Genomic DNA, 26,862 nt, shown 5'->3' with positions numbered 1-26,862 from the left:
CAGGCGCTGGCGGCGAAGCGTGACAATGCGCTCCGCCAGCGCCTGACCGGTCATCCTGGGGCTTGCATGGGGTCGCGACGAGCGGTCGATCATGGCGTCCCGGCCGCCTTGCCGGAAGCGCTCGGTCCAGCGCCTGATGATCTTGGCGCAGACGCCAAACATGCGCGCGGCCTGGGAAACCGGCATGCCAGCCAGCACCAGACGCGCCATTTCTTCTCGACGCAAAGGCGTCAGTCGGGCATTCTTATGGATGTTCATTCGGGGCCTGCGATCCAGGAACTGAGGTGTGGTAACTCCAGTCTCCTCGATCAGCCCCGAATGGACAACCTCCTGAAAGCTCACAACTAGCCGAAAGCAGATTTCAGCTAGACATTATATTTATCAGGCGGTTGGAGCAGCAAGATCGTGCTCACAGGGACTCGACCTTCCAGGATCTCTTTATGAAAAGGGCCCGGTCGCTGGACCGAGCCCTTCTTCACGAAAGCCTGTTCAAGAGGCAAACCTGACGGCAGACGCGCGCCAATCGGCCTTTAGTTCTTGGCCTTGTCGACCAGCTTGTTCTTGCCGATCCATGGCATCATGCCGCGCAGCTTGGCACCGACTTCTTCGATCTGGTGCGCGTCGTTGACACGGCGGATGCCCTTGAAGCGGGCGGCGCCGGCCTTCCATTCCTGCATCCATTCCGACGTGAACTTGCCGGTCTGGATATCGGTGAGCACGCGCTTCATTTCAGCCTTGGTCTCGGCGGTGATGATGCGCGGACCCGTGGCATATTCGCCCCACTCGGCCGTGTTGGAGATCGAATAGTTCATGTTGGCGATACCGCCTTCATAGATCAGGTCGACGATCAGCTTCACTTCATGCAGGCACTCGAAATAGGCCATCTCAGGTGCATAGCCGGCTTCGACCAGCGTTTCGAAACCAGCGCGGATCAGCTCGACCAGACCGCCGCAGAGAACAACCTGTTCGCCGAAGAGATCGGTTTCGCACTCTTCCTTGAAGTTGGTCTCGATGATGCCCGAACGGCCGCCGCCGACGCCGCAGGCGTAGGACAGAGCGAGATCCAGTGCGTTGCCAGAGGCGTCCTGATGCACGGCAACGAGGCAGGGAACGCCGCCGCCCTTCTGATATTCGCCACGCACCGTATGGCCCGGGCCCTTCGGGGCGATCATGACGACGTCAACCGACTTCTTGGGCTCGATCAGGCCGAAATGCACGTTCAGGCCGTGGGCGAAGGCGATGGCCGCGCCGTCGCGGATGTTGGCTTCGATGTCGGCCTTGTAGATGTCGGCCTGCAGCTCGTCCGGCGTCGCCATCATCATCAGGTCGGCCCAGGCAGCTGCCTCGGCAACGGTCATCACCTTGAAGCCATCAGCTTCTGCCTTCTTCGCGGTGGCGGACCCGGCCTTCAGCGCGATTGCAACGTTCTGCGCGCCGGAATCCTTGAGGTTGAGCGCATGGGCACGGCCCTGCGAGCCATAGCCGATGATGGCGACCTTCTTGGACTTGATGAGATTGAGATCGGCGTCACGATCGTAATAAACACGCATGGGTCTATTCCTTCCCTTTGGTTTCCCAGTGTTTGGCTCCGGCCGCTTCGGGCTCGGAGTATTGCTTCACCGCATGGATGCGGGACGATGCTGTCAGGCCCAAGTCCCGTTACCGGCGATACAGGCGGAGAAAGGCAGCCACCGCCCGTTCCGCCCTGATGTCGAACGTCCGAGGCTCCGGGCTTTCGCCCAGAAGCCAGCGCAGGTGCTGATCGGTGACGATCAGCCCGTAGAGCGTGGCATAAGCCTCGCCCGCCTCGTCAAAGGCGATAAGGCCGGCCTGCCGTGCCGCCTCCAGAAGCGCTTCGATGCGGCGGCCGATGCCGCGCCGGCCACGCTCCTGCAGAAGATGGCCGAGCCGCGCGCCCTCCCCGCTTGCCTGACCGATGGCCAACCGGTTCAGCGCCAGCGATGCGTCGCTCGCGAGAACGGCAAGAAGCTCGCGGGCGAATTCTTCCAGCCGCATCGTGAGCGCCCGCGCATCCAGAGGCCCTTCGGCCTCAGCCGGAACGCGCACTTTGCGCGCCTGAAACTCGATCACCGCGGAGAGCAGCCCATCGCGGTCGCCAAACCACTTGTAAAGGCTCTCCTTCGAGCAATTGGCCGCTCGCGCAAGCCCCGCCGTCGTCAGCGCCTTTTCGCCGCCTTCGACCAGAAGCCGCAACGCGCTGTCCAGAACGGCATTCTGTCGCGGCGAATAAGCGGTGCTGTCGGTGGCCGGTGCGATCATCGCGCCTGTCTTCATCCTATTTTCGATCAGTTACGCCTCAGCGCGTCTGTCAATAGTACCGTACCGTACGGTACGTATCGGCGTCTCTTATGCTCTCTGCAGAGTGCCGCGTCAAGCGTCTTCAAACAGGCTCTCAGCAAAAAATGAAGACGACAAAGCCAGCCGCGGGCGTGATCGTGCGAGCACGATAAGGGGCTACCGCGCGTATCCGACCGGCAGCGCCTGTCCGCTTTTCAACGTCTCCATGGAGATCGATGCGGTAACCTCGAAAAGTTCGATTCGACGGACGATCGCCTTGTAGATCACGTCATAATGCTCCACGCGCGGTAGAACGATCTTGAGGATATAATCATACGTGCCGGTGAGGCGGTGGACCTCGACAATTTCAGGAATGTCGGCAATGACCCGGCGAAAGCTCTCGATCCAGTCATCGGCATGATGGGCGGTGCGCACCAGCGCAAACACCGTGGTCGGCAGGCCGATCTGCGTCCGGTCAAGCAGGGCGACCCGCCTGACGATATAGCCCTCTTCCTCCAGCCGCTGGATTCGGCGCGAGCAGGCCGAGGTCGACAGATGGACCTTCTCGGCAATTACACCGATCGCCAATCCGGCATCCTCCTGCATCAGCGCCAAAATCGCGCGGTCCCGGTCGTCCAGCATGGCTGCGTTCCGCCCTCATCGTTTTTGATGCACAAATATTGCACGATACATAGGATCGACGCAAATTGAGTGCGTCAGCTACCGATTTTTTCCTAAACTTTGCGCGCCTTTTTCGCGGGATCCGCGGCATTTTTGATGGATCAAACAAAAGGGGCACGAGACATGCAGACGATTGGCCTGATTGGCGGAATGAGCTTCGAAAGCTCGGCGATCTATTACCGACTGGTGAACGAGGCCGTGCGCAACGCACGCGGCGGTCTGCATTCGGCGGAGGTTATCCTGCATTCCGTCGATTTCCAGTCGATCGTCACGCTGCAAAAGGCCGGCCGGTGGGATGCGGCGGCCGACCGTCTCGCCAGCGTTGCCCGAAGTCTGGAACGCTCCGGCGCCGGCTGCGTGCTGATCTGCACCAACACCATGCATCTCGTTGCCGATGCCGTGCAGGCCTCACTTTCCGTGCCGCTGATCAACATCATCGACGAAACCGCCACCGTGCTTCAGGCCAAAGGCCGGCGCCGCCCCCTCTTGTTGGCCACACGCTACACGATGGAGCATGGCTTCTATGCCGAGCGCATGGCGCGCAAGGGCATCGACATCCTCGTTCCGGACGAGGCTGGCCGGGCGGACGCCCACAGCATCATCTTTGACGAGCTATGCGCTGGACAGGTCTGTGACAATGCCCGTACTCGGATGATCGCCATGATCGAAAAGGCCCGCTTGCAGGGCGCCGACTCGGTCATCCTCGGCTGCACCGAAATCTGCCTGCTGCTCGATCCCGATGCCTTGCCCCTGCCCGGCTTCGATTCAACCCGCATCCATGCCGAGGCCGCCGTGCGCTTTTCCCTTGAAAAGGCAGAGCGCGCCGCAGCGTGAGCGCCGCGCCTAGAGTGAACTTGGCGGCTCGCTGATAGAGCCGCCGACCTTTTGCCGCTATGTCTTCGATTGGTCGATTCGGCTGACGCCACTCGGCGGCCACACGGCGCTTGCGAATGTCACCGAGCGATGCGCCCGGTCATAAACCCTCAGTTCGCGTCGAACCGCTCTCGCGCCGCGCGAATCGTCGGATGGTGCGTGGCCGACCATTCGACCAGCGGCTCCAGAACCTGGTTGAAGGAGCGGCCCATTTCCGTCAGTCGATACTCGACGCTGGGCGGCTTGGTGGGGAAGACCGTGCGTGTGATATAGCCATCCCGCTCCAGGTCCCGCAGCGTTTGCGTCAGCATGCGCTGGGAAATATCCGGGATCAGCCGACGCAGTGCGGAAAAGCGCATGGGGCCATCGGCCAGCGCCTGCACCATCAGTGTGTTCCACTTTCCGCCGACATTGGTCAGCACGTCCCGGACGGGGCAATCCGCTGAGGAAAAGGCACGCCCGTTGATGACGATGACCTTTTCACCGTCGAAAAGCTGCTGAGCCCCGCTCTTTCGCTTGATCATTTGGTTCATGGCGGTTCCCTCCAGGTTACCATCGCACAACATAGTGCCGCCTTTACAGCGCGCGCGGAATGCAGAATGAAAGTAAGGTCTCGTTTCGGAACCATATACCGGAGCGAGAGAGTGCCGGCAATGCGCTGGCTGCTGGCCTGTCGGCATCTGGCCGTCAGCTAGCACGATCATTCTTTATGGCTGGCGCCGTAGCCCAAGAGGCTTGCGCGCTCGAAAGCCAAACAGGGAAGTACCTGCCCATGACCACCATTCTCGTCACCGGCGCCTCCGGCCAGCTCGGCCGCCTCGTGCTGGATCATCTCCTCGCCTCCGGCAAGGTCGCGCCCGGCGATCTCATCGCCGGCAGCCGCGATCCCGCCAAGCTTGACGCCTACACCCAGAAGGGCGTGAAGACCCGCGAGGTCGATTTCGACGGCGATCTCTCCGAAGCGTTTACCGGCATCGACGTGGCGCTGATCATTTCTACCGACGCGCTGGGCGAACCGGGCAAACGCCAGGCCCAACACAAGGCAGCCGTTACGGCCGCCAAGGCAGCCGGCGTCGGTCATATCCTCTACACCTCGCTGCCGAAAGCCGAGGAATCGGTCATCACCTTCGCGCCGGATCATCTCAACACCGAACGGGCGATCAAGGAGAGTGGGCTGCCCTACACCATCCTGCGCAACGGCTGGTATGCGGAGAACCTGTTCATGTCGCTGCCGCATGTGGTGCAAAGCGGCCAATGGTTCTCGGCGACGGGCGAAGGCCGCAACAGCTATCTGCCGCGTGCCGACATGGCGGCTGCGATTGCCGGTGCTATTCTGCTGCCGGCCGAAAACAAGACCTACACGCTCACCGGCGAGGAAGCCTATACGGTGCGCGAGATCGCCGCGATCGTCAGCGCCGTCGCCGGCAAGGAGATCACGGTCATCGACGTGACCGACGCGCAATTGGCCGAGGGCCTGAAGTCCGCCGGCCTTCCAGAAGGTTTCGTCCCGACCATCGTCTCCTTCGAGGTCAATACACGCCTCGGCCATTTCGAGCCGGTGACCCAGGACGCCGCCACCCTCTCCGGCCGCAAGCCGCAGGCGTTGAAAGACTTTCTAGAAGCCAACAAATCGGTCTTCGCCGGCTGACCCCATCCGATCGTAGTCCTCCGTCCCGGTCTATACGGTCTGGACGGGGCCCGCTCACTCCACCTCTTGGCCGCAGGCGCGGCGGAAGCGGCGCACGCTCTCGGCCATGCCGAACTCCAGCGCATCGGCAGTCAGCCCATGCCCAACCGAAACTTCCGCCAGATCGGGAATATGGCGCACCAGTCTGGGCAGGTTCTCGACCGTCAGATCGTGCCCGGCATTGACGCCAAGACCGAGGTCGATAGCAATCGCAGCAGTTTCGCCCAGTTCGGCGGCGATGCGTTCGGCGGCGTCCGGATCGGCATAGGTTCCACCATAGGGCCCTGTATAGAGTTCGATCCGATGGGCGCCGATATCGCGCGCGATCTCAAGCGCCTCGCGGTCGGGCACGCCATCGGCAAAGAGCGAGACCCGGTAACCCTGATCGCCGAGCCGTTTGCAAACAGGCGCAAGCATTGCGCGATGCGCCCGAAAATCCCAGCCATGGTCCGAGGTTGCCTGGGCGGGATCGTCTGGCACCAGCGTCACCTGTTCCGGCTGATGCCGCTCGACCAGGTCCAGAAAATCCTCGCTCGGATAGCCCTCGATGTTGAATTCGGCGTCCGGGTAGAGATCGTCGATCAGCGTGCGGATCGGCGCGAGGTCGGAAAATCGGATGTGGCGCTGATCCGGGCGCGGATGCACGGTCAATCCGCTGGCGCCGGCCGCCAGCGCAATGCCACCGATGCCGGTGACGGAGGGCCAGGGCAGATCGCGCCGATTGCGCAGCATGGCGATGGCGTTCAGATTGACGGAGAGCAGAGCAGCCATGATCGGGACTCACTGAGAACGGAAATTGCCCCTGCTTGTACCGCAAAGCGTTGCCTTTGGGTGCAGCGCTTTTGTGACGGAGACAAGCTTTCCGGATAGACGTGGCGTCATGCAGCGCGCCTCTCCCCTCGTCAGCGCACGATGGTCAAGGTTTCGGCCGCGCGGGTGATACCCGTGTAGAGCCAGCGCTCGCGGCTATCGCGAAAGGCGAAGCTCTCATCAAACAGCACGACATTGTTCCACTGCGAGCCCTGTGCCTTGTGCACGGTCAGCGCATAGCCATAGTCGAACTCGTCATAGCGCTTGCGGGTCGACCAGGGTATCTCGCCCTCGCTCTCCTCGAAGGCGGCCTTCAACAGCTTGATCTTGGCCGCACCACGGTCCATGTCGTCGTCCTCCGGCCGGATCATCAGGTTGATCCCTGGCTTCACCGTTTCCTTGGACGAGGTCATCACCTGCCAGAGCGAGCCGTTCAAAAGGCCCTTGGCCGGATCATTGCGCAGGCAGACCAGCTTGTCGCCGGATTGCGGATAGTCGGTGCTAAAGCCTTTGAGCTCCCGCAGGCGCGTATTGTAGCGCCGACGCGTACGATTGGTGCCGACGAGCACCTGATCCGCCTCCAGCACCAGGGCCTGCGTTACCTCGTTCTTCGAGATCACGCGCGCGCCATTGCCATAATCACCATACATGACCTCCTTGCCCTCGCGCACCTGCATGGCAAGCTGGATGATCGGATTGTCACGTGCCTGGCGATGGATCTCGGTCAGCAGAAAATCCGGCTCTTCATTGGTAAAGAAGCCGCCGCCTGAGACAGGCGGCAGCTGGCCGGGATCGCCCAGAACCAGGATCGGTGTGCCGAAGCTCATCAGGTCACGGCCCAGAGCCTCGTCCACCATCGAACATTCGTCAACGATGATCAGCGCTGCCTTGGCGACCGGGCTTTGGCGGTTGATCGAAAACATCGGGGCGATCGAGGTCTTGCCGGTTTCCTCGTCGGAAACCTCCTCCTCGCCGCGCGGGCGGTAGATCAGCGAATGGATGGTTTTGGCATTGGTCGCGCCCTTCGAGCGCAGCACCTGGGCCGCCTTGCCTGTGAACGCGCAGAAAACCACCTCGCCATCCACCTGCTCGGCAAAATGGCGGGCAAGCGTCGTCTTGCCCGTTCCGGCATAGCCGAACAGACGGAAAAGCTGGCTGCGGCCTTCCTTCAGCCATCGGTCGACGGCCTTCAGTGCCTCATCCTGTTGGGGCGCGAACTGCATGGGCCGACATGGCAGGATTCGACGGCAAAGTGCAACCGCTCTCGGCCAGCGAGAGAGCGATACGAACAAAAAAAGAACATCTAAGACGGCTGTTGCCAGCAAGCCTCTTGCTTATTCGCACCCATGCGGCAGATTTTGCCCTCGCCTGCCGTGCCGGCCTCTGTTACCACGGCACCTGCTCATCGCCTCGATCAGGCGGCAGGAATGCCAACAGATCTGACCCCATCCTCGCGCACCGACGGGTCGTGACGCACGCCATAATCGCGTCAGGGATAGGCCGCTACATGGTTTCCTCAGGTCGAATTGATGTCCGGATGATGCGTCGATTGAAACCGTTACAGCGTCTTCTTCGCATGCCACATCCGCTGACACTATTCGGGAAAGACGTCGTATCATGCCGACAGATCCCAATCTGACCAGGCCACCTGAACCGGGCGGCCTGGCGCGCCTGGCAAAGCCCCTTCAATGGCTTCTCCTCATCGGCACCTCCGTCATCCTGGCAGCCCTTCTGGACTGGTCCGGCTTGCCGGCGGCACTCCTGATGGGGCCGATGCTGACCGCCATTGGCTTCGGCCTGTCGGGCGCCACCATCCGGCCGCCGAAGTCTACGGTCATCGTCTCCCAGGCCTTGATCGGCACGATGATCGCCGGGGTGATCACCGGCAATATTCTTCTGACCTTTTTGGGTAACTGGCCGCTCTTTCTCGGCATCATCGTCGCCGTTATCGCCATGAGCACGCTGAGCGGCTGGGCGATCAGCCGCCTCAACATCCTGCCGGGCACCACGGCGATCTGGGGCTGTTCGGCCGGCGCCGCCGGCACGATGATGATCATGGCCGAAGCCTATGGCGCGGATGCGCGCCTCGTCGCCTTCATGCAATATCTGCGCGTGCTCTTCGTCGCAGGCTGCGCCGCACTCGTGGCGCATTACTGGGTCGGCGTTTCAGGCAGGGAGCCGCCACCTCTCGACCTCTTCAACGCGGTCGATCCCCGTGTGCTGGCGCAGACGCTGGCCATGGCGGCCGCCACCACCGCACTTGGCATCGCGCTGAAGCTACCGGCCGGCGGCGTCATGGCGCCCTTCATCATCGGCGGTATCCTGAATGCCACCGGCGTGATGACGATCGCGCTTCCCAACTGGCTGCTGGCCATGGGCTATGCGCTGCTCGGCTGGAATATCGGCCTTGGCTTCAACCGCGCCATCATCGCCCATGCCCGCCGCGCCCTCCTGCCGACAATTCTGTCGATCGTGGTGTTGATCAGCCTGTCGGGGCTTCTGGCGGCTCTTCTGGCCACAGTGGCCGGCATCGACCCGCTGACCGCCTATCTGGCGACCAGCCCCGGCGGAATGGATTCTATCGCCATCATCGCCGCTTCCAGCGATGTCGACGTCCCCTTCGTCATGGCGCTGCAGACAGCCCGCCTGATCCTGGTGACATTGATCGGCCCGGCGCTGGCACGCATGATGGCCGGGCGCACGCAACCGTCTGACGCTCCGGGACTTTGATCACCCACGCGACATTAGCGCAAAAAGGCCGCCCGCGCACAAGCGAGGCAGCCTTTCGACACCACAGAGTTGACCGCTTACATGCCTTGCGAGCCGCGATTCATCGCCGCGATCCCGGTGCGGCAGACCTCGATCAGGCCCAGCGGCTTCACGATCGCCACGAACTGATCGATCTTGGACGACTTGCCGGTGATTTCGAAAATGAAGTGATCGACGGTTGCGTCCACCACCTTGGCATGAAAGGCATCGGCTAGCCGCAGCGTTTCCGCGCGGGTCTCGCCCTGTCCCTTGACCTTCAGCAGCGCGACTTCGCGCTCGATCGGGCGCTCGTGGCCGAGCGCATTGGCGCGCACCGTCAGGTCGACCACATGGTGGACCGGAACGATCCGCTCCAGCTGCGCCTTGATCTGCTCGAGCACATGCCCCGTACCGCGCGTGACGATAGTGATGCGTGAGAGATGTGCCTCATGCTCGGTTTCCGAGACGGTCAGGCTCTCGATATTGTAGCCCCGGCCGGAAAACAGGCCGATGACGCGCGCCAGCACGCCCGGCTCATTGTCCACCAGCACCGACAACGTGTGCTTTTCGGCCTTCTCTGTTTCCTGTGCGATGAAATAGGCCGATCCCGTCGGCTGTAGGTGTGCGTTCATGATCCTTGACTGTCCTCTCCGGCGTCTTGTGCCAGTTTAACCCTGGCTTCAGGCCATTTGCGTTTCGCGCGTCGAACAAGCGCGCGGTCGAAAGTGATAAATGTCCGTGTGCCCGCCAAGACGACATGCATGGCATCGGCAAAGTCCATTCCCGCCTCATGCAGGTCGAGAACTCTCGCCATCTCTTCAGGCTGTTCGACCTCAAGAGAGGGCATCGTCAAAAGAAACCGAAATTTCTCGTTCACGGTTTTTCGATCCGCCTTTACGACGCTTCGGAGGATCCATTCCGTTTCCAGAAGCACGCTCCACATGATCACGAGACGAGAATGCAGGAGCAGATCTTCGGCAATCCGTGTCTGCTCTTCGTCAACCAGAACAAGCAAACGCACGAGTATGTTGGTATCAATCGCGTAAATCTTCATCCAATTGTCGCTGTACACGCTCCCAGCGCCGCCTAGCCTCATCCAGAATGGCTTTATCCATCATCTCATCAGTCATCGGCGGACCGTCATAAGGAATGCGTTGCGCAAGGAATTCCGCCACCGTCAGCCGTTTCGCTCCCTCCCCGGCCTCCACTTCCAGTGCTGCCGGCGGCACCGGTTCGACGACCAGCCGGCCACCGCTTTGCGAAATCTCCACCTCCGCGCCCGGCGAAAGGCCAACGGCTTCGCGCAGCGCACGCGGCAGCGTCAGCGTTCCATTTTCCGAGATGCGTGCTCTGGTCATGCGCCCCTCCAAGGCAGGCAGGAAGGCTGCAAGACTACAGCCTTCCTGAGCGCCGATCAAACCAGCTGACGGCCCTTGGCGTCGATGGCCGTGGCCACGGCTTCGTCGGTGGCCTCGTCTGGCAGCAGCATCTCGTTATGTGCCTTGCCCGAGGGAATCATCGGGAAGCAATTGGCGAGATTGGCGACGCGGCAGTCGAAGATCACGGGCGCCGGCGTATCGATCATCATGCGGATGGCGTCATCGAGCTCGGCCGGATCCTCGCAGCGGATGCCGACGCCTCCATAGGCTTCCGCCAACTTGACGAAATCGGGCATGGCCTCGGTATAGGAGTTGGACAGCCGGTTGCCATGCAGCAACTGCTGCCACTGGCGGACCATGCCCATATATTGGTTGTTGAGGATGAAGATCTTGACCGGCAGGCCATATTGCACGGCGCAGGACATTTCCTGGATGCACATCTGGATCGAGGCATCACCGGCAATGTCGATGACCAAGCTCTCGGGATGGGCGACCTGGACGCCGATCGCCGCCGGGAAGCCATAGCCCATCGTGCCCAACCCGCCCGAGGTCATCCAACGATTCGGCTGCTCGAAGCCGTAGAACTGGGCAGCCCACATCTGGTGCTGGCCAACCTCTGTGGTGATATAGGTATCGCGACCCTTGCTCAGCTCATAAAGCCGCTGGATAGCATATTGCGGCATGATGACGTCGCTGCTCGGCCTGTAGGCCAGCGAATTGCGCGCGCGCCAGCGGGCGATCGACGCCCACCAGTCGGAGAGCTGCTCGCCGCCTTGCGGCTTGGCCGGACCGGCCGAGGCCCGCCACAGCCGCACCATGTCCTCCAGCACCCGGCCGACATCGCCGAGGATCGGAATGTCGACACGAACCGTCTTGTTGATCGAGGAGGGATCGATATCGATGTGGATCTTCTTGGAATTGGGCGAGAAGGCATTGAGGCGGCCGGTGATGCGGTCGTCGAAACGGGCGCCGATGCAGACCATGACGTCGCAATCATGCATGGCCATATTGGCCTCATATGTGCCGTGCATGCCCAGCATGCCGAGCCAGTTCGCGCCCGAAGCCGGATAGGCGCCGAGGCCCATCAGCGTCGAGGTGATCGGAAAGCCGGTCAGCTCAACCAGCTCGCGCAGCAGTTTCGACGCTTCTGGGCCGGAATTGACGACACCGCCGCCGGAATAGATGACGGGCCGGCGGGCCGTGCGCATCAGCGCGACCGCCTGTTCGATGCGGGCGACATCGCCTGAGGTCTTCGGCTGGTAGCTCGTCTGGACGCGGGCTTCCTGCGGCGCCCGATAGGTGCCGGTGGCGAACTGAACATCCTTGGGAATATCGACGACGACGGGGCCCGGACGACCGGACTGGGCGATCCGGAAGGCTTCATGAATGATGCCCGCCAGCTCGTTGACGTCCTTGACCAGCCAATTGTGCTTGGTGCAGGGCCGGGTGATGCCGACCGTGTCGCATTCCTGGAAGGCGTCCGAGCCGATCAGCGAGGTCGGGACCTGGCCCGAGATACAGACCAGCGGAATGGAATCCATCAGCGCATCCTGAAGCGGCGTGACGGCATTGGTAGCGCCGGGACCGGACGTGACCAGCATGACGCCGCACTTGCCCGTGGAGCGCGCATAGCCCTCGGCCATATGGCCGGCACCCTGTTCGTGGCGGACCAGAATATGCTTGATGTCGTCCTGCTGAAAGATCTCGTCATAGATCGGAAGCACGGCGCCCCCCGGATAGCCAAAGATCACCTCGACGCCGTTGTCCTTCAGCGCGCGCAGAACGATTTCCGCGCCTGTCATCCGATTGTCTGTGTCGCTCATGGCTTCTTGTTCCGTTCGTGTCCGCCCATCATGGTCTTCCAGGCAGGAGGTTTGTCAGGCAGTGGTTTCAGGCAAGAGGGTGGTTTCGGGCATAAAAAAAGGCCCCGTCAGGAGCCTTGGATCGCGCATGGGAGGCTATCGCCGGATGGTTACACCATCCTGCCCATGCGCCAGCCCACCACAAGAATTTCGCTACGAATAATCATGGCGGGGAGTGTTAGCCACAAACCTCGCAGCCGTCAACGCTTGAGCCGGCGAAATCGAAAATGACTGGCCCTGCCAGGCTCAGTTTCTTGCCAGAAACAGGTTCTCTAGGCGAAATCTTCGGCATTGCAGCATGGAAAGCCGTGAATTTTGGTCGATTCCTATGAACGGCTTCTTAAACCGCATGTCCTATTCTGCGCCGCGCAGGCATGAGGATGGCGTGTTGACCGATCGCGAAGCACTTGGTTCCATCGGCGCGGATGAGCAGAACCGCCGCGACGTTCTCACGCCCGGAAACCGCTTCCTGGGCCGTGTCGTCGCCTGCGACGGCTATCATGCGGTGATCGCAGCGCAAGCGCCAAATGGCGAGACCACTTTGACGGAACTCTGGTCGGTCGGCCGGCTGGTGTCGATCTCCGTCGGCCAGAACCGCGTTGTCGCTCTCGTGGCATCGATGCAGAGCGCTACCAAGGCCTGGGACGAGCGCGACGCCAACCTCTTCCACATCGATGTCGAACTGATGGGCGAGGTGCATGCCGAGCCGGATGGGCGTGAGGTCTTTTCCGCAGGCATCACCCGCTATCCCTATATCGGCGCCATCGCGCATCGGATCCGCCATGCCGACCTTCGGCGCATTTACGACGGCAATGCGGGAGACAGCTGCGCCATCGGTGAACTCACCCAGGACGAGACGATCGAGGCGACGATCCACGTGCCCTCCATGCTGTCGAAGCATTTCGCGGTGCTGGGCTCGACCGGGGTCGGCAAATCCTCGGCCATTTCCCTGCTTCTGCGCAAAGCGGTGGAGGCGGACCCGAAGCTACGCGTGCTCATCCTCGATCCGCACAATGAATTTGCCGCCGCTTTCCCCGATATGGCCGTAACGGTCGATCCGGATACGCTGGAGCTGCCCTTCTGGCTGATGCGGCTGGACGAATTCGCGGAGGTGATCTTTCGCGGACGGCCGGCCATACCGGAAGAATATGACGTCTTGCGTGAGACCATTCCCGAGGCCAAGCGGGCCTTTCGCGGCGGGATGGAGGGCGGGCTTCTGCGCCGCCAGATCGACCGCGCCGGACTGACGGCCGATACGCCGGTTCCCTACCGCATGACCGACCTCCTGGCGCAGATCGACGAGCGGATCGGGCGGCTGGAAGGCCGGGCCGAGAAGCCCGCCCTGCGCACGCTGAAGAGCCGCCTGCTCGCCGCACTCGACGACCCGCGGTACCGCTTCATGTTTACCACCGGCGCGGTGGACGACAGTTTCCAGGAAATCCTGGCAAAGATCTTCCGCCTACCCGGCGAGGGGCGGCCGATCACGGCCTTTCAGCTGGCGGGTATTCCCGGCGAAGTCGTCAATGCCGTCGCCTCCGTTCTCTGCCGCATGGCCTTCGACATCGGGCTCTGGAGCGAAGGCGCCGCCCATATTCTCGTTCTCTGCGAAGAGGCGCATCGCTATGTGCCGGCCGACGCGGCCCTCGGCTTCCTGCCAACCCGCCAGGCTATCGCCCGCATCGCCAAGGAAGGCCGCAAATACGGGGTGTCGCTCGGCATCGTCACCCAGCGCCCGAGCGAGCTCGACCCGACCATCCTCTCGCAATGCTCGACGGTCTTCGCCATGCGGCTGTCGAATCTGCGTGACCAGGAGATCATCCGCTCCGCGATCCCGACCGCTTCCAGCTCGACGACCACCTTTCTCTCGGCGATCGGCAATGGGGAAGCGATCGCCTTCGGCGAGGCGGTGCCGGTGCCGATGCGCATGCGCTTCACCCGCCTGCCGCAAAACCGCCTGCCCCGGCCCCATCAGCATGCCGAGGAAGGTTGGGTCGGCACGTCCAAACCGCTGGACCTCGGCGTGATCGTTGCCCGCATGCGCGCCGTCTCCGGTCCCGATATCAGCGCCTTTCAACAGCGCTACGAGGCGACCGAACGCCAGCAGGCCACCGCTCCTGGCATCCTCGATCACATCGAGGGACAGACGGAAGCCTACGAGCCCTACGCCCCCGCCATGTTGCCTGGCATGCCACAGAGCCCGTCCGACAACCTCTTCGCCAATCCGCAGCTCGACCGCTTCAACAGCCTGCGCCGCCAGATCCTCAGCGGCGATATCGATGGCGAGCCGCAGCGGGATGCGGGTCTGAGGCGGCCGCCCGGCGGGTTTTCGCGCAAGCCGTGACTGTGCTGCGTCTGCCCGCTAGCGACGAATCCGCCAGTAGGGCATGACACAGCCGAAAAGTTTCTGCAAAGCAACCAGAAGTCTCGCTCAATTTTTCAAATATGACAATGACATTGAAAGTTCACCAAAAGAGCAAGGCAAAGTCTGAAGGACATACCGCTGATAGAATGTAGCAAGTGCAGCTTCAAATCAGATCCAAAACTGCTTCACGCGCCGCCTTATCCTCCGGATCAAGCCTGATCCAACTGTCGTCCAGCTGGTTGCGAAACCAGGTCATCTGGCGTTTGGCATATTGACGGGTGGCGGCAGCGCTGGTTTCGATTACCTGATCCGCCGTCATATCGCCATCGAGCATGGCGGCAATCTGCCGCACGCCAATCGCCTTCATAGCCGGCATGGCGGGTGCAAGCCGCAGAGCCAGCAGCGCCTTGACCTCGTCCACAGCGCCAGCCTCGAACATGGCGGCAAAGCGCCGGTCGATGCGCTCGGTCAGCCGCGCCCGCTCCGGCTGGACGATCAGCTTCAAAGCACGATCTGGCGCGATCGCCACAGGCCCGCCTTCGGCCTGCCAGGCCTGGATCGACCGGCCGCTGGCTTCGAGAATTTCCAAGGCGCGAATGATGCGTTGGCCGTCATTGGCCTTCAAGACAGCCGCGCCCTGCGGATCGCGTCGGGTCAGCTCCGCATGGAGCGCCGGCGCCCCCTCTTCGACGAGGCGGGCCCGAAGGCCTGCCCGGATGACCTCGGGCACGGTGGGCATTTCGGCCAGACCGCCTGTGAGCGCCTTGAAATACAGTCCCGTGCCACCCACGAAAATCGGCAGTTGGCCCGCTTTCTTCAAGCTATCGATGAGCGCCATGGCCTCGCGCAGCCAGTCTCCGGTCGAATAGGGCTGTTGCGGCGGCACATGACCATAGAGGCGGTGGTCGACGCCGCCCATCTCGTCATCCGAGGGACGGGCGGTCAGGACACGAAGCAGGTCATAGACCTGCATGCTGTCTGCGTTGATGACCACTCCATGATGACGGCGCGCGAGATCCAGCGCCAAGGCAGACTTGCCGCTGGCCGTCGGCCCGGTTATCAGGATCGCGTCGATTGTCCGGCCGTTCCGCTTTTCAAGGTTTTGCATCATGGCTCTGGTTGCCACGCTTGTCGCCGCTCCGTCAAACCCCGTTCTGACCTCGACGCTCGGTGAGCACGCAGCGGCTATGGTTTCCGCCTCCGGTCTCTATTGGCTGGCCGACGGTATCGCCTGCGATCTCGCGCTGAAGGAGGGCCAGGGAGCAGACGAGGCCGATAAGCTCTTGCGCGCGGCATTGGACGGCGCGCCGGTCGATGTGGTGGTTCAGGAGGCGGAGACTCGACGCAAAGCCTTTCTGATCGCCGACATGGATTCCACCATGATCGGGCAGGAATGCATCGATGAACTCGCCGCCGAAGTGGGCCTCAAGGACAAGGTCTCGGCGATCACGGCACGGGCGATGAACGGCGAAATCGCCTTCGAGCCGGCCTTGATCGAGCGCGTCGCCTTGCTGGAAGGCCTGCCGCTGTCCGTTATCGAGGAGGTGCTTGGCAAGCGCATCACGCTGACCCCTGGCGGACCGGCGCTGATCGCCACCATGAAGGCGAAGGGCCATTATACCGCGCTGGTTTCGGGCGGCTTCACACTGTTTACCGGCCCGGTCAGCCGGATGCTCGGCTTTGACGAGCACCGCGCCAATCGACTGATTGCAGCCGATGGCAAGCTGACCGGCGCGGTGGAGCGGCCGATCCTCGGGCGGGAAGCGAAGGTTGAGGCCCTGCTCGACATTGCCGCCAAGCTTGGGGTCGGCCCCGAAGCGGCCATGGCCGTCGGCGATGGCGCCAACGACCTCGGGATGATCCAGCTTGCCGGTTCCGGCGTGGCGCTGCATGCCAAGCCCACTGTCGCAGCTCAGGCACGCATCCGCATCGATCATGCCGATCTCACCGCCCTTCTCTATATCCAGGGCTATCGCAAGGCTGATTTCGTCACACCAACGGCATAGGCCCGCTTTTTGATGGGGGGCGGCCTTCCAAACCCTATGAGAGCCGTCCGCGCCAGCGCGTCCCGCCCCTTGCCTTGGACGGCTCATTTTGATCGCTCTTTTCGCGAAAGGCCGAGGCATGATCATCACACGCACCGAGCGGCTGATCCTGCGCAACTGGCAGGATCAGGATCGCGACCTGTTCTTCACGATCAACAGCGACCCGGAGGTGATGGCGTTCTTCTCCTCCCGGCGTGATCGCGTGCAGTCCGATGCGCTGTTCGATCTCAATCGTGATCGGATCGCCGACACCGGCTATGGTTTTTATGCGCTGGCGCTGGCGCCGAGCGACAAGGCGATCGGCTTCTGCGGTCTTGCGAGGGCCGACCTTGCCCCGCTCCTGTCGGACGACACCATTGAGATCGGCTGGCGATTGGCACGGCCCTTTTGGGGCCAAGGCTATGTGACGGAGGCGGCGGAGAGGCTGCTCGCTTATGGCTTTGACGAGCGGGATCTGCCGGAGATCGTCTCCTTCGCCGTTGCCCACAATGCGCGCTCCATCGCCGTCATGCGCCGCATCGGCCTGACACAGGTACCGGATGGCGATTTCGACCACCCGCGCGTGTTAGACAGCCATCCGCATCTCAAACGCCATGTGCTCTACAAGATGACTGCGGCCGATTATGCGGCGCGCAAGGCGCGGTAGACGCGGTTTAAGGCCGGAGTACACCTTTGATCGCGTGACGTCTGGCATCGAGAGCCTAATCTTACAGGCCGCCCCCTTTAGGATCTGACCCAGAGGTCTCGTCCGTGGACGGCTTCCGCCCTCACTCGATGCGCAAGGTGACGAAGCGCAGCTCGCCGGCCTTGTTGGCCACCATCATCAGCGCATTACGCCGGCCGCTGGCTTTGAGCTCCTCAATGCGCGCGACCACATCCTCCGGTGTTTTCATGCCTTCCTGGCCGATTTCGACGATCACATCGCCCGGCTGAAGTCGGCGGTCTGCCGCCGCAGATTGGGCTGCGACGTCTGTGATCAATACGCCCTCGACGGTGTCGACGACCGAGAAGCGCTTGCGGCTTTCCGGCGTCAAGCCGGCAAGCTTCATGCCGAGAACGCTGTCGGCAGCCGGCAATTCGGCGGCCGGCGGCTCGGCCTGGTCGGTGCCCTCGCGCTCCGTCCCCTCGCCTTCATCAGGCTCATCGGCGCCGGGTGCTGCCTTGGCATCATCGGCCTCGGGCTCGCTATCCTCCAGGCGGCCGAGCGTGACCTTCACCGTCATCTCCTTCCCGTCGCGGAAGAGCACCACATCCACCGCCTTGCCCACCGGGCTTTCGGCAACGATACGCGGCAAGTCGCGCATTTCGTCAATGTCTTCGCCGGCGAATTTGACGACGACATCGCCGGGCTTGATCTCGCCATTCTTGATCGGACCATTGTCGACGATGCCGGCGACCAGGGCGCCACGCGGCGTATCCATCTTCAGGCTTTCGGCGATATCGTCGGTCACGGGCTGAATGCGCACGCCCAGCCAGCCGCGCCGGGTCTCGCCGAACTCTTTCAGCTGTTGCACGACATTCTGGGCAAGCTCGGTCGGGACGGAAAAGCCGATGCCGATCGACCCGCCTGACGGGGAGATGATCGCCGTATTGATGCCGATGACCTCGCCATACATGTTGAACAGCGGGCCGCCTGAATTGCCCCGATTGATCGCCGCATCGGTCTGGATGAAATTGTCGTAGGGACCGGCATTGATGTTGCGCCCGCGCGCGGAGACGATACCGATCGTCACCGAACCGCCGAGGCCGAAGGGGTTGCCGATCGCCATCACCCAGTCGCCGATGCGCATGCGGCGAGAATCGCCGAAAGGCACCGCCGTCAATGGCTTGCGCGGCTCGACCTTGAGCAGCGCCAGGTCAGTCTTGGTGTCACGACCGACCAGCTTCGCCTTCAGCTTCGAGCCATTGGCGAAATTGATCTCGATATCGTCGGCGCCTTCGATGACGTGGTTGTTCGTGACGATGAAGCCTGTCGGATCGATGACGAATCCGGAGCCGAGCGATTCGACCTTGCGGCCGGCATTGTTGTCACCACCTTGGCCATTAAAGAACTCGTCGAAGAAGTCCTGGAAGGGCGAGCCCTCGGGCACCTTCGGCGTTGGCGTGTCGTCATCGTTCTTCACGTTTTGCGAAGTGGAAATATTGACCACTGCATCGAGAAGCCCGGCGGCAAGATCGGCGACCGAGGCCGGCCCCTGCGCTGCGTGTCGGGCAGAAGGCGCCAGATCCGGCTGCAGTGGCTTTCCGGTCGGAGGCGCAGGCAAAGCTTCAGGCCCGCCAGCCGGCGGCGACAAGGGCGCCACTGGTGCCGCTGCCTGAGCGAAGACGGGTGCCGCGGGCAGCGTGAGACCCAGCGCGAGCAGACCTGCCAGGAAGGCCCGACCGGAAACCGGCAGATGATGGCGCGGGGGGAGCGGCGATCCCATGAAGAGCCCTTTCGGCTGATGCGGCATGACGCGCGCAAAATGGACGATGGCGCGCCGAGGCGCAAGCAGGTGACGAAGCTCCGGCACCAAGCCGGGAGCACAGGAGCCGCCACCGCTCCCGCATGAAGAAGGATAGGACCCACGCCCGACCCGTCCAGTCATGTTTGTGTTATGGGGCGGAAATGAGAGGCCAAGGCTAGAATTCGCTGCTCCAGCGGCCAAACGACCGCGCAGCGGCGGGCGGCCTCGCTATCGCAAGAGGGGGCATGGCCTTGTTGTAAAGCACCGGCGCACGCTGGCCAGTCAAGCCAGCTATCGGCCTGGCGCGCTTGATCTGCAGGCACTCCGCCAGTCTACGTGTCTCAGTCCCACGATACTGTCCAGAAGCCGACAGGCTGACTGAAGGCGTTAGACCATGATCTCGTGGCCGCTTGCCTTCAGCGCGGTCAGCGCCTTGTCCAGGTCGGAGCCGAGGATGAAGACATAATCGGTGCTGAAGGTGGAATTGGCAAAAACGCCGACCCCGGCCGAGGACAGAGGCGAGACGACGGAGGAGAGAACCCCCGGTGCATCGAAGGCAAAATGCTGCTCGATGCGGAAACAACGCCAGCCCAGCGAAGACTGGACGCTCGATGGCACGCGCGCGGCGCGGCAAACCAGCGTCAGTTCCTCGCGCGAGCATATCGCAGCCCAAAAGCCGGGCCCGGCCAGCCATTCCGGAATCTGCGAGCCGATATTCAGGCGCGTGATGGCGTATTCCGCGTCGATTAGGCGAAGGAGAAGCTTTCGATGCATAGGCAACTCTCGTGCCGCGGCGGCGGCTGCAATGCGGGGACGCCCGCCCACCTCCCCATGGGAAGGACAGGCGGACGCCTGGGATGGAAAAGCCGGTAGACGACGGCTGTCAAGCACGTCTGCTGTCTTTTCGCCTGAAAAGACAGCAGCATGCAAGCCGGTCCGACATCATTTGGACAGGCACGCATCGGGCCGACGACCATCGGCCCGATGCGTTGGCCGGTCAGTTTGCCGGCGCTTGCGCAGCAGGGGCACCACCCGGCGTTGCGGGCGCCGAACCCGGCGCGGGCGCGCCGGCGGCACTGTTGAAGTAGCGGAAGAACTCCGAATCCGGCGAAATGACCAGGGTCGTCTCGGGATTGGCGATTGCCGCATTATAGGCGTTCATCGACCGGTAGAAGGCAAAGAAGCCTGGGTCGCGGTTGAAGACATCGGCGAAGATGCGGGTGCGCTCGCCCTCGCCTTCACCACGCAGGATCTCGCTTTCGCGCTGCGCGTCGGCAACGATCTCGACCGTCTGGCGGTCGGCGATGGCGCGGCGGCGCTGGCCCTCTTCATTACCACGAGCACGGATCAACTCGGCCTCGGCCAGACGCTCCGCCTTCATGCGGTCATAGGTCTGCTGCGAGACTTCCTGCGTCAGATCCGTGCGGCGGATGCGCACGTCCTCGATGCGAATACCGAGCGAGTCGGCATCGTTCTTCAGGTCCTGGCGAACCTCGCGCATCATCGCGGCCCGCTCTTCGGACAAGGCCGACTCGAAGCCACGCAGACCGTAGACGCGGCGCAGCGAGGAATCGAGACGCGTGCGAAGGCGTGCTTCCGCCGACTCGCGATCGCCGGACACCGTTTCGCGGAAGCGGCGGGCATCGGCGATGCGGTAGATCAGGAAGGCATCGACCTCATAGAACTTGCCGCCCGAAACCTGGACACGGATATTGTCGAGATCGAAGCGCAGCGCCTGTGCCGGCACATATTGAACGCGGTCGGCATCCATGAAGGCGAAGGGCAGCTTGAAATAGAGGCCCGGCTCGGTCTTGACCGCGCGGATCTGGCCGAAGCGCACGACGATGGCCTGCTGGCGCTGGGTGACCACGAAGATCGAGGAATAGGCGACGATCAGAAGAACGCCAATGGCGATCAGCACATAGGGGAGACGGTTGTTCATCTTACTGCGCCCCTCCCTGCGCCGGCGCCGGACGGGGATTGATCTCGTTCAGCGGCAGATAGGGCAGGACACCCTGGCCATTGCGTTCATCGATGATGATCTTCTTCGACTTGCCGAGAACCTCCTGCATGGTTTCCAGGTAAAGCCGCGTGCGGGTCACGTCGGGGGCCTGGCGATAGGCGTCATAGACCGAGACGAAGCGCTGTGCCTCACCCTGGGCTTCCTTGACGATCCGGTCCTTATAGGCGGCCGCTTCTTCGCGGATCTGTGCGCCCTGGCCGCGGGCACGACCGAGCACCTGGTTGGCATATTGGTTGGCTTCCTCGACGAAGCGGTCTTCGTCCTGCTCGGCGCGCTGCACCTCGTCGAAGGCGTCGGCCACTTCGCGCGGCGGCGCGGCATCCTCGATCGATACGGTGTTGACAGAGAGACCGGCGGCATAGGCATCCATGGTTGCCTGGATCGTGCTCTTCACGTCGAGTGCGATGGCCTGCCGGTTGTCACGGAAAATATCCTGCGCCGGCCGGCGGCCGACCACTTCGCGCATGGCGCTTTCGGCCACCTGCTGCAGGGTCTGCGACGGATTTTCGACGTTGAAGAGATAGGCGCGGGGATCGGTGACGGAAAACAGCACCGAGAACTGAACGTTGACGATGTTCTGGTCGCCCGTCAGCATCAGGCCGGAGGCGTTCTGGTCGCCCAGACCGGAGCGGCCACCAATATTCTGCTGCTGTTCGGTGATCTTGACGAGTTCAACCGTTTCCAGCGGCCACAGGTGGAAGTGCAGGCCCGGCATGGAAATTTCTTCCTTGGGCTTGCCGAAGCGCATCTCCACGCCGCGCTCGTCCGGCTGCACCGTATAGATCGCGTTGAGGAGGAAAAAGCCGAGAAGAACCAGCGCGATGATGGCGACCGCGCCGCCATTGAAGCCTCCGGGAACGATGCCCTTCAGATGATCCTGGCCACGGCGCAGGATCTCCTCCAGATCCGGCGGCCCGCCATTGCCGCGCCCACCCCCGCCGCCGCGCGGCCGGTTCGGTCCCTGTCCCCAGGGTCCCTTATTCCCGCCGCCGCCGCCGCCCCATGGGCCGCCGCCGTTCTGATTACTCCAGGGCATTCACACCTCTTTGCTTGAAACCCGTACGAAAACGGCATCCACGTGCAAGAGCGGATGCGAATGTCCTCGTTATAGGTATGAGCCAGACGGCTTTCAACGCGCGCGCAACGTGGTTTTCGACTTCAACCCACAAACTATATCGTGAGCCAACAACTTCTATCAATCAAAAAAACTCAACTGTAAATTGTCCCTCTCATCCAATTCCACTTTTTCCTCATAGCTCTCAAGATACTTAAGAAAGTTGGGAGACCTTCCCATAAATTCCTCCTTTGATTTATATCTATGAACCGGCTTTCTTCGCTCATAACGCGTGATAGAGAACGGAAATTCGTCATCCTCAGTTGAAGGATATGATTTACTTAGACCCTTCTTCCATTCAGACCAAGCATGACCCCCATCATCGTCAAAATCGGTTTCAAATTTAGCATCGCCATTTATTGGACCACAATATACTTCGGTTAAAAATACTTGATTTATGAAACGCTCAAATAATTTGTATATTTGCTCGCCTCCAATAATAAAAAATTGAAGCTTCCTAAGATATATTGAGTCTAAATCAGCAAGAAGAAGCGCCGTCTCGGGATCAGGTGCCCATTTTATCAATGGATGAGCGCTTTCAAATTCAGTCCGGGATAGGACAATATTCGTGCGGTTCGGCAGAGGCCTACCAATAGATTCAAGAGTCCTTCGCCCCATAATGACAGCATGATTTTCAGTTCGCTGCTTGAAATGACGCAAATCGGTTTTTAAGTGCCAAGGCAACTTATTTTCGATGCCGATTATTTTATCAGGATGGCTACGCGCAACGATGGAAGTTGCAGACGGCATCCGAACGCGTTCTTTTTTTGGTGACATCAATACAATCTTAGATTGTTTCGGCTCTTCAGCCATCTTATGCAGAATATGTAACCAAAATTCAAATTTATAAAGCCCACACGTTTGGCTCTGATATGCCGTACATGCCATTTCGCAATTAATAGCAATCACACCGCAATCGGCGCGGCGATGCTGGCATCCGCGTCATAGCCTGTGAGCGTGAAATCTTCATAGCGGAAGCCGAAGAGATCGCGCACCGCCGGATTGATCGTCATCTGTGGCAGCGGCTTCGGCGAACGGCTAAGCTGCAGCCGCGCCTGGTCGAAGTGGTTCTTGTAGAGATGCGCATCACCCAGCGTGTGAACGAAATCGCCAGGCTTCAGCCCCACCACCTGCGCGACCATCATCGTCAGCAGGGCATAAGAGGCGATGTTGAAGGGCACACCGAGGAAGATATCGCCGGAGCGCTGGTAGAGCTGACAGGAGAGCCTGCCATCCGCCACATAGAACTGAAACAGACAATGGCAGGGCGGCAAGGCCATCTCGTCCACCTCGGCCGGGTTCCAGGCCGAGACAATATGACGGCGCGAATTCGGATTGGTTTTCAGCCCTTCGACGAGCAGGGCCATCTGGTCGATCTGCCGCCCGTCGGGCGCCGCCCAGGAGCGCCATTGGCGGCCGTAGACAGGCCCGAGTTCGCCGTGTTCATCCGCCCATTCGTCCCAGATGCTGACGCCATGCTCATGCAGATAGGCGATGTTGGTATCCCCGCGCAGGAACCAGAGGAGCTCATGGATGATCGAGCGCAGGTGCAGCTTCTTGGTGGTCGTCACCGGAAAGCCGTCGGCGAGGTTAAAGCGCATCTGGTAACCGAAAACCGAGCGCGTGCCGGTGCCCGTACGGTCGCCACGATCGGTGCCCTGGTCGAGCACATGGGCTAGAAGGTCGAGATATTGCTTCATCGAAGGAAGTCCCACCTGGAAACGGCGCGGCAGGCGACTCGGCGCAAGCCTGCGCTGATGGCGCCATCATAGACCAGCCAGCATAAGGCGATCACCGGCGCCAAGAAAGCCGCCGGCGCGGTTTTCCCCCATTGACTGCCGGACGCGACACGCCTGCTATCGCCGTGTTCTGCGCGATATGCGAAGGCGGCAAAGGAATTTACGGCGGTTTTCGTCACCCGCCCTTTTCATCGCGGCGCCGAGCGCCTATATGTTCGCTGTCGTCGCAAGGCGACTATGGCAATAAACGAACGATGGAATAAGCCTATTGGACCCGGGGGCGGTACCCGGCGCCTCCACCAAAAACCGGTCTAATCGCCGATGTCTCGGCGCTTTACGACAGCTGACCGGCTTTTGATGGGGGCGAAATAGGATCGACAAGGGTGTAAAGATCGCTTTTTTGCTCGGCATGATACCACCGTCATCGGGTCACACTAGTAGTTGCCAACGACAACTATGCGGAAGCTCGTCTCGCTGCCTAATGGCGGTGTGACACTTCAAATCAAGTCCTAAGGGGTCGCACTCTTAGGCGGGGTCCGAAGGCACCTGGCAACAGAAGCCTTCACTTTCCCTTTTCGCGTCGCGCCTGCAGTCCCTACCCTGCTAAACAATGCCAGCCGCGGCTTTGCCTTCTCCCCCGTCTTGAAATCGTCTATAGATAATGCAAATGACGCTGTTGGCGAAAACGTCGGCGCCGCGTGCAAGCGACAAGCAAACCCTTCTGACGGCAAGACAAATGGGGATCTGATGGGCCAGGACCATATCCGCTACGACATTCTCGCGCAGGACGCGCTCAGAAGCGTGATCCGCAAGGTTCTGAGCGAGGTCGCGGCCACAGGCCACCTGCCGGGCGACCATCATTTCTTCATCACCTTTCTGACCAACATGCCGGGCGTTCGCATTTCCCAGCATCTCAAGTCGCGCTATCCCGAACAGATGACCATCGTCGTCCAGCACCAGTTCTGGGAGCTGAAGGTCACCGAATCGCAGTTCGAGATCGGCCTGTCCTTCTCCGATACGCCGGAAAAGCTGGTGATCCCCTTCAACGCCGTTCGTGGTTTCTACGACCCCTCGGTGAATTTCGAATTGGAATTCGACGTGGCCTCGATGGAGGAACTGCAGGACGCGGAGGTGACCGCCTATCCGGCCCCCGCAGAGAACACCGATACGAGCAGCGAGCCGAAGGCGCCCAAGCCCGAAGGCGAGGACGGTGACAAGAAGGGCGGCTCGGTGATTTCGCTCGACAGCTTCCGCAAGAAGAACTGATCGATATGAGCGGTGACGTCGTCAATCTGCGCCAGGCTCGAAAGCAGAAGCTGCGGCGGGCGAAGGAAGAGGCCGCCGACCAGAACCGCATCAGCTTCGGCCGCACCAAGGCCGAGAAGACGCTGACCCGGTCGCTGAACGACATGGCCAGCAAAAAGCTCGACCAGGGCCGGCGCGAGCCGGCACCTGACCGCACCGAGGACGAATAAAGCCGGCGCCATCTTTCAGGGCGATCTGGTCGTCCGATCAGGCAGGTCGTGCACAGACGCGCAGCGGGCGAGACGACGAGATGCGTGAAGGAAAGCCCTGAACGCGCCCTGCCAATTCGGAAGAAGCAAGCCGCTATGGAGACAGACGCGCACGACCGGGTGCTTGGTCGCCCTGCCTGTCACTTTCCTGCACAGACTACCGTTTTCGGCCTCCAGACGACCGCATCGCAAGCGCGTTGCGCGAGACGCTGTGAGCCGCTATCAGCGATGGATGCCGGGCGCTCGATGGAGAGGTTGCGGCGCTCCGGCAATGTCGAAGAGAGTGTCGATGATTCGCAAGCATTCGGCCACGCTCCATGGCCACCGCACCAGCATCTCGCTGGAAGAGCCTTTCTGGGCCGAGCTTCACGCCATGGCCACCGCACGTGGCATAGCCCTGGCACAACTCATCGCCGAAATCGACGACAGCCGCCCGCCCGAGAGCAATCTCTCTTCCGCCATCCGTGTCCAGGTTTTGCTTTGGCTCAAAGCCCGGCGGCATTAGAGGCAGCCGCCAGCGCGCGACATGACCGACAGACAGCCCTGCCCGGCCGCTCGCAACAAGCGGACGGGAGCAAGCGCATTCCTCCCCATCCCGAGGTCAGCGGCTTGCCACCAGCACCCCTGCCCCGGCCATCAGCGCCCCGGCGCTGCGGTTGAGCTGCCGCAGCCGCCGTGGCGTGGCGATCAGATGGCGAGCGCGGTGCGCGGCGAAGACATGGAACCCGACGACGACCAGTTCGACCAGAAGAATGACCAGGATCAGCTGCAGCGTATCGGCAAGCGTCAGCATGCGGGTGCCGAGCACGCCAGGCAATAAGGCGAGGTAGAAGATCGGCATCTTCGGATTGGTCAGGTTGAGCATGAAGCCGGTGGCGAACAGGCGGCCAAGACCACCGCGCGGTGCGCGCGCCTCCAGCTGGGGCTGGCTGCGCCACATCTGCACGCCGGTATAGATCAGATAAGCAGCACCCGCATATTGTACGAAGCGAAAGCCTTCGTTCAGGCCCTGCGCAACGGCGTTGAGCCCGATGGCAGCGAAGATGACGAAGCCGAGGATGCTGACAACCATGCCCGCGCCATAGGCCAGCCCATGGGCCGGGCCTGCCGTTACCGTCTTGGAGACGATGGTCAGGTTATCGGGGCCGGGGCTGGCGGCAAAGACGAAAAAGGCAGCGGCAAAGGTCAGAAGAGTCTGCACATCCATGATGCCATTCCTTCGGTCCGAGGAGGGGATCGTCACGCAAGAGTCCGGTGCATCTTGCCCAGTGTGACCGCAT

At 61.7% G+C, this 26,862-nt stretch carries 28 protein-coding genes and 1 other RNA gene; 10 read left to right on the top strand and 19 right to left on the bottom strand.

Features of this window, described 5'->3' with window-relative positions; genetic code table 11:
* From BMX61_RS13510 to BMX61_RS13495, 4 genes are all read right to left on the bottom strand, one after another.
* On the bottom strand, positions 1–258 hold a 258-nt coding region (locus BMX61_RS13510; protein ID WP_139198923.1), incomplete at its 3' end, for a helix-turn-helix domain-containing protein.
* Between the two features lie 272 nt (positions 259–530).
* Positions 531–1,550 (bottom strand): ketol-acid reductoisomerase, encoded by a 1,020-nt coding sequence (gene ilvC, locus BMX61_RS13505; RefSeq protein WP_075626743.1) that lies wholly within the window; start codon positions 1,548–1,550, stop codon positions 531–533.
* Positions 1,551–1,659: 109 nt separating this feature from the next.
* Positions 1,660–2,295, bottom strand: a complete 636-nt coding sequence (locus BMX61_RS13500) for a TetR/AcrR family transcriptional regulator (RefSeq protein WP_075626742.1) — start codon at positions 2,293–2,295, stop codon at positions 1,660–1,662.
* A gap of 180 nt (positions 2,296–2,475) precedes the next feature.
* Entirely contained in the window at positions 2,476–2,940 is a 465-nt protein-coding gene (locus tag BMX61_RS13495; RefSeq protein ID WP_075626741.1) for an Lrp/AsnC family transcriptional regulator, read from the bottom strand.
* 162 nt (positions 2,941–3,102) lie between these two features.
* Here BMX61_RS13495 and BMX61_RS13490 point away from each other — a divergent pair, with 162 nt between their 5' ends.
* Entirely contained in the window at positions 3,103–3,813 is a 711-nt protein-coding gene (locus BMX61_RS13490; protein WP_083639350.1) for an aspartate/glutamate racemase family protein, read from the top strand.
* Positions 3,814–3,962: 149 nt separating this feature from the next.
* Here BMX61_RS13490 and BMX61_RS13485 read toward each other — a convergent pair whose 3' ends face one another.
* The gene (locus BMX61_RS13485; protein WP_075626739.1) at positions 3,963–4,385 is read right to left on the bottom strand and encodes a winged helix-turn-helix transcriptional regulator; all 423 of its coding nucleotides are present in this window, start codon (positions 4,383–4,385) and stop codon (positions 3,963–3,965) included.
* Positions 4,386–4,624: 239 nt separating this feature from the next.
* On the opposite strand from BMX61_RS13485, the gene BMX61_RS13480 reads away from it, so the two are divergent.
* Positions 4,625–5,500, top strand: coding sequence for an SDR family oxidoreductase (locus tag BMX61_RS13480; RefSeq protein WP_075626738.1), 876 nt, complete (start codon positions 4,625–4,627; stop codon positions 5,498–5,500).
* A gap of 54 nt (positions 5,501–5,554) precedes the next feature.
* Here the strand turns inward: BMX61_RS13480 and BMX61_RS13475 are convergent, their stop codons facing one another.
* Together BMX61_RS13475 and BMX61_RS13470 are read right to left on the bottom strand one after the other, a co-directional pair.
* Entirely contained in the window at positions 5,555–6,310 is a 756-nt protein-coding gene (locus BMX61_RS13475; RefSeq protein ID WP_075626737.1) for a pyridoxine 5'-phosphate synthase, read from the bottom strand.
* Positions 6,311–6,441: 131 nt separating this feature from the next.
* On the bottom strand, positions 6,442–7,572 hold the full coding sequence (locus BMX61_RS13470; protein WP_075626736.1) for an ATP-dependent DNA helicase: 1,131 nt from the start codon (positions 7,570–7,572) through the stop codon (positions 6,442–6,444).
* Positions 7,573–7,963: 391 nt separating this feature from the next.
* Between BMX61_RS13470 and BMX61_RS13465 the strand changes: the two genes are divergently transcribed.
* On the top strand, positions 7,964–9,079 hold the full coding sequence (locus BMX61_RS13465) for an AbrB family transcriptional regulator (RefSeq protein ID WP_407703770.1): 1,116 nt from the start codon (positions 7,964–7,966) through the stop codon (positions 9,077–9,079).
* A gap of 77 nt (positions 9,080–9,156) precedes the next feature.
* On the opposite strand, the gene ilvN is transcribed toward BMX61_RS13465, so the two are convergent.
* Genes ilvN through BMX61_RS13445 form a run of 4 tightly spaced genes read right to left on the bottom strand, consistent with a single transcriptional unit; the run spans position 9,157 to position 12,299 of the window.
* Complete coding sequence (gene ilvN, locus BMX61_RS13460) at positions 9,157–9,729, bottom strand: acetolactate synthase small subunit (protein ID WP_075626735.1); 573 nt, start codon at positions 9,727–9,729, stop codon at positions 9,157–9,159.
* Positions 9,726–10,151, bottom strand: coding sequence for a type II toxin-antitoxin system VapC family toxin (locus BMX61_RS13455; RefSeq protein WP_075626734.1), 426 nt, complete (start codon positions 10,149–10,151; stop codon positions 9,726–9,728). Before BMX61_RS13455 ends, ilvN begins: the two co-directional genes overlap by 4 nt.
* The gene (locus BMX61_RS13450) at positions 10,132–10,455 is read right to left on the bottom strand and encodes an AbrB/MazE/SpoVT family DNA-binding domain-containing protein (RefSeq protein WP_139198922.1); all 324 of its coding nucleotides are present in this window, start codon (positions 10,453–10,455) and stop codon (positions 10,132–10,134) included. The genes BMX61_RS13455 and BMX61_RS13450 overlap by 20 nt, the downstream gene beginning before the upstream one ends.
* Before the next feature lie 56 nt (positions 10,456–10,511).
* Positions 10,512–12,299: an acetolactate synthase 3 large subunit gene (locus BMX61_RS13445; RefSeq protein ID WP_075626732.1), complete on the bottom strand. Its 1,788-nt coding sequence runs from the start codon at positions 12,297–12,299 to the stop codon at positions 10,512–10,514.
* 427 nt (positions 12,300–12,726) lie between these two features.
* Here BMX61_RS13445 and BMX61_RS13440 point away from each other — a divergent pair, with 427 nt between their 5' ends.
* Complete coding sequence (locus BMX61_RS13440) at positions 12,727–14,679, top strand: ATP-binding protein (protein ID WP_234794679.1); 1,953 nt, start codon at positions 12,727–12,729, stop codon at positions 14,677–14,679.
* 184 nt (positions 14,680–14,863) lie between these two features.
* On the opposite strand, the gene miaA is transcribed toward BMX61_RS13440, so the two are convergent.
* A complete protein-coding gene (miaA, locus tag BMX61_RS13435) occupies positions 14,864–15,811 on the bottom strand; it encodes a tRNA (adenosine(37)-N6)-dimethylallyltransferase MiaA (protein ID WP_075626730.1) in 948 nt (315 codons plus the stop codon).
* Here miaA and serB point away from each other — a divergent pair.
* Positions 15,810–16,706, top strand: a complete 897-nt coding sequence (serB, locus tag BMX61_RS13430) for a phosphoserine phosphatase SerB (protein ID WP_075626729.1) — start codon at positions 15,810–15,812, stop codon at positions 16,704–16,706. The two genes, miaA and serB, sit on opposite strands and share 2 nt — an antisense overlap.
* Before the next feature lie 118 nt (positions 16,707–16,824).
* Positions 16,825–17,391, top strand: coding sequence for a GNAT family N-acetyltransferase (locus BMX61_RS13425; RefSeq protein WP_075626728.1), 567 nt, complete (start codon positions 16,825–16,827; stop codon positions 17,389–17,391).
* A 121-nt stretch (positions 17,392–17,512) separates the two neighbouring features.
* Here the strand turns inward: BMX61_RS13425 and BMX61_RS13420 are convergent, their stop codons facing one another.
* The 6 genes from BMX61_RS13420 to BMX61_RS13395 form a co-directional block, all read right to left on the bottom strand.
* Positions 17,513–19,171 (bottom strand): DegQ family serine endoprotease, encoded by a 1,659-nt coding sequence (locus BMX61_RS13420; protein WP_234794678.1) that lies wholly within the window; start codon positions 19,169–19,171, stop codon positions 17,513–17,515.
* A 408-nt stretch (positions 19,172–19,579) separates the two neighbouring features.
* Complete coding sequence (locus tag BMX61_RS13415) at positions 19,580–19,966, bottom strand: ACT domain-containing protein (RefSeq protein ID WP_075626727.1); 387 nt, start codon at positions 19,964–19,966, stop codon at positions 19,580–19,582.
* A gap of 223 nt (positions 19,967–20,189) precedes the next feature.
* The gene (gene hflC, locus BMX61_RS13410) at positions 20,190–21,134 is read right to left on the bottom strand and encodes a protease modulator HflC (protein ID WP_075626726.1); all 945 of its coding nucleotides are present in this window, start codon (positions 21,132–21,134) and stop codon (positions 20,190–20,192) included.
* Between the two features lies 1 nt (position 21,135).
* Complete coding sequence (gene hflK, locus BMX61_RS13405) at positions 21,136–22,251, bottom strand: FtsH protease activity modulator HflK (protein WP_075626725.1); 1,116 nt, start codon at positions 22,249–22,251, stop codon at positions 21,136–21,138.
* Between the two features lie 159 nt (positions 22,252–22,410).
* A complete protein-coding gene (locus tag BMX61_RS13400; RefSeq protein ID WP_170854939.1) occupies positions 22,411–23,142 on the bottom strand; it encodes a dihydrofolate reductase in 732 nt (243 codons plus the stop codon).
* 92 nt (positions 23,143–23,234) lie between these two features.
* Positions 23,235–24,029: a thymidylate synthase gene (locus BMX61_RS13395; protein WP_075626723.1), complete on the bottom strand. Its 795-nt coding sequence runs from the start codon at positions 24,027–24,029 to the stop codon at positions 23,235–23,237.
* A 220-nt stretch (positions 24,030–24,249) separates the two neighbouring features.
* On the opposite strand from BMX61_RS13395, the gene ssrA reads away from it, so the two are divergent.
* From ssrA to BMX61_RS13375, 4 genes are all read left to right on the top strand, one after another.
* Positions 24,250–24,635: a transfer-messenger RNA gene (gene ssrA / locus BMX61_RS13390) on the top strand.
* 180 nt (positions 24,636–24,815) lie between these two features.
* Complete coding sequence (locus tag BMX61_RS13385; protein ID WP_075626722.1) at positions 24,816–25,334, top strand: SspB family protein; 519 nt, start codon at positions 24,816–24,818, stop codon at positions 25,332–25,334.
* 5 nt (positions 25,335–25,339) lie between these two features.
* Complete coding sequence (locus BMX61_RS13380) at positions 25,340–25,543, top strand: DUF4169 family protein (protein ID WP_075626721.1); 204 nt, start codon at positions 25,340–25,342, stop codon at positions 25,541–25,543.
* 328 nt (positions 25,544–25,871) lie between these two features.
* Positions 25,872–26,087 (top strand): ribbon-helix-helix domain-containing protein, encoded by a 216-nt coding sequence (locus BMX61_RS13375; protein ID WP_075626720.1) that lies wholly within the window; start codon positions 25,872–25,874, stop codon positions 26,085–26,087.
* Positions 26,088–26,183: 96 nt separating this feature from the next.
* On the opposite strand, the gene BMX61_RS13370 is transcribed toward BMX61_RS13375, so the two are convergent.
* On the bottom strand, positions 26,184–26,789 hold the full coding sequence (locus BMX61_RS13370; RefSeq protein ID WP_075626719.1) for a LysE family translocator: 606 nt from the start codon (positions 26,787–26,789) through the stop codon (positions 26,184–26,186).
* Between the last annotated feature and the right edge of the window lie 73 nt (positions 26,790–26,862).

This window comes from Xaviernesmea oryzae (assembly GCF_900109605.1).
GTDB classification, from domain to species: Bacteria; Pseudomonadota; Alphaproteobacteria; order Rhizobiales; family Rhizobiaceae; genus Xaviernesmea; species Xaviernesmea oryzae.
Note: the sequence above shows the minus strand (reverse complement) of the source record. Positions and strands in the feature narration are given on the sequence as shown.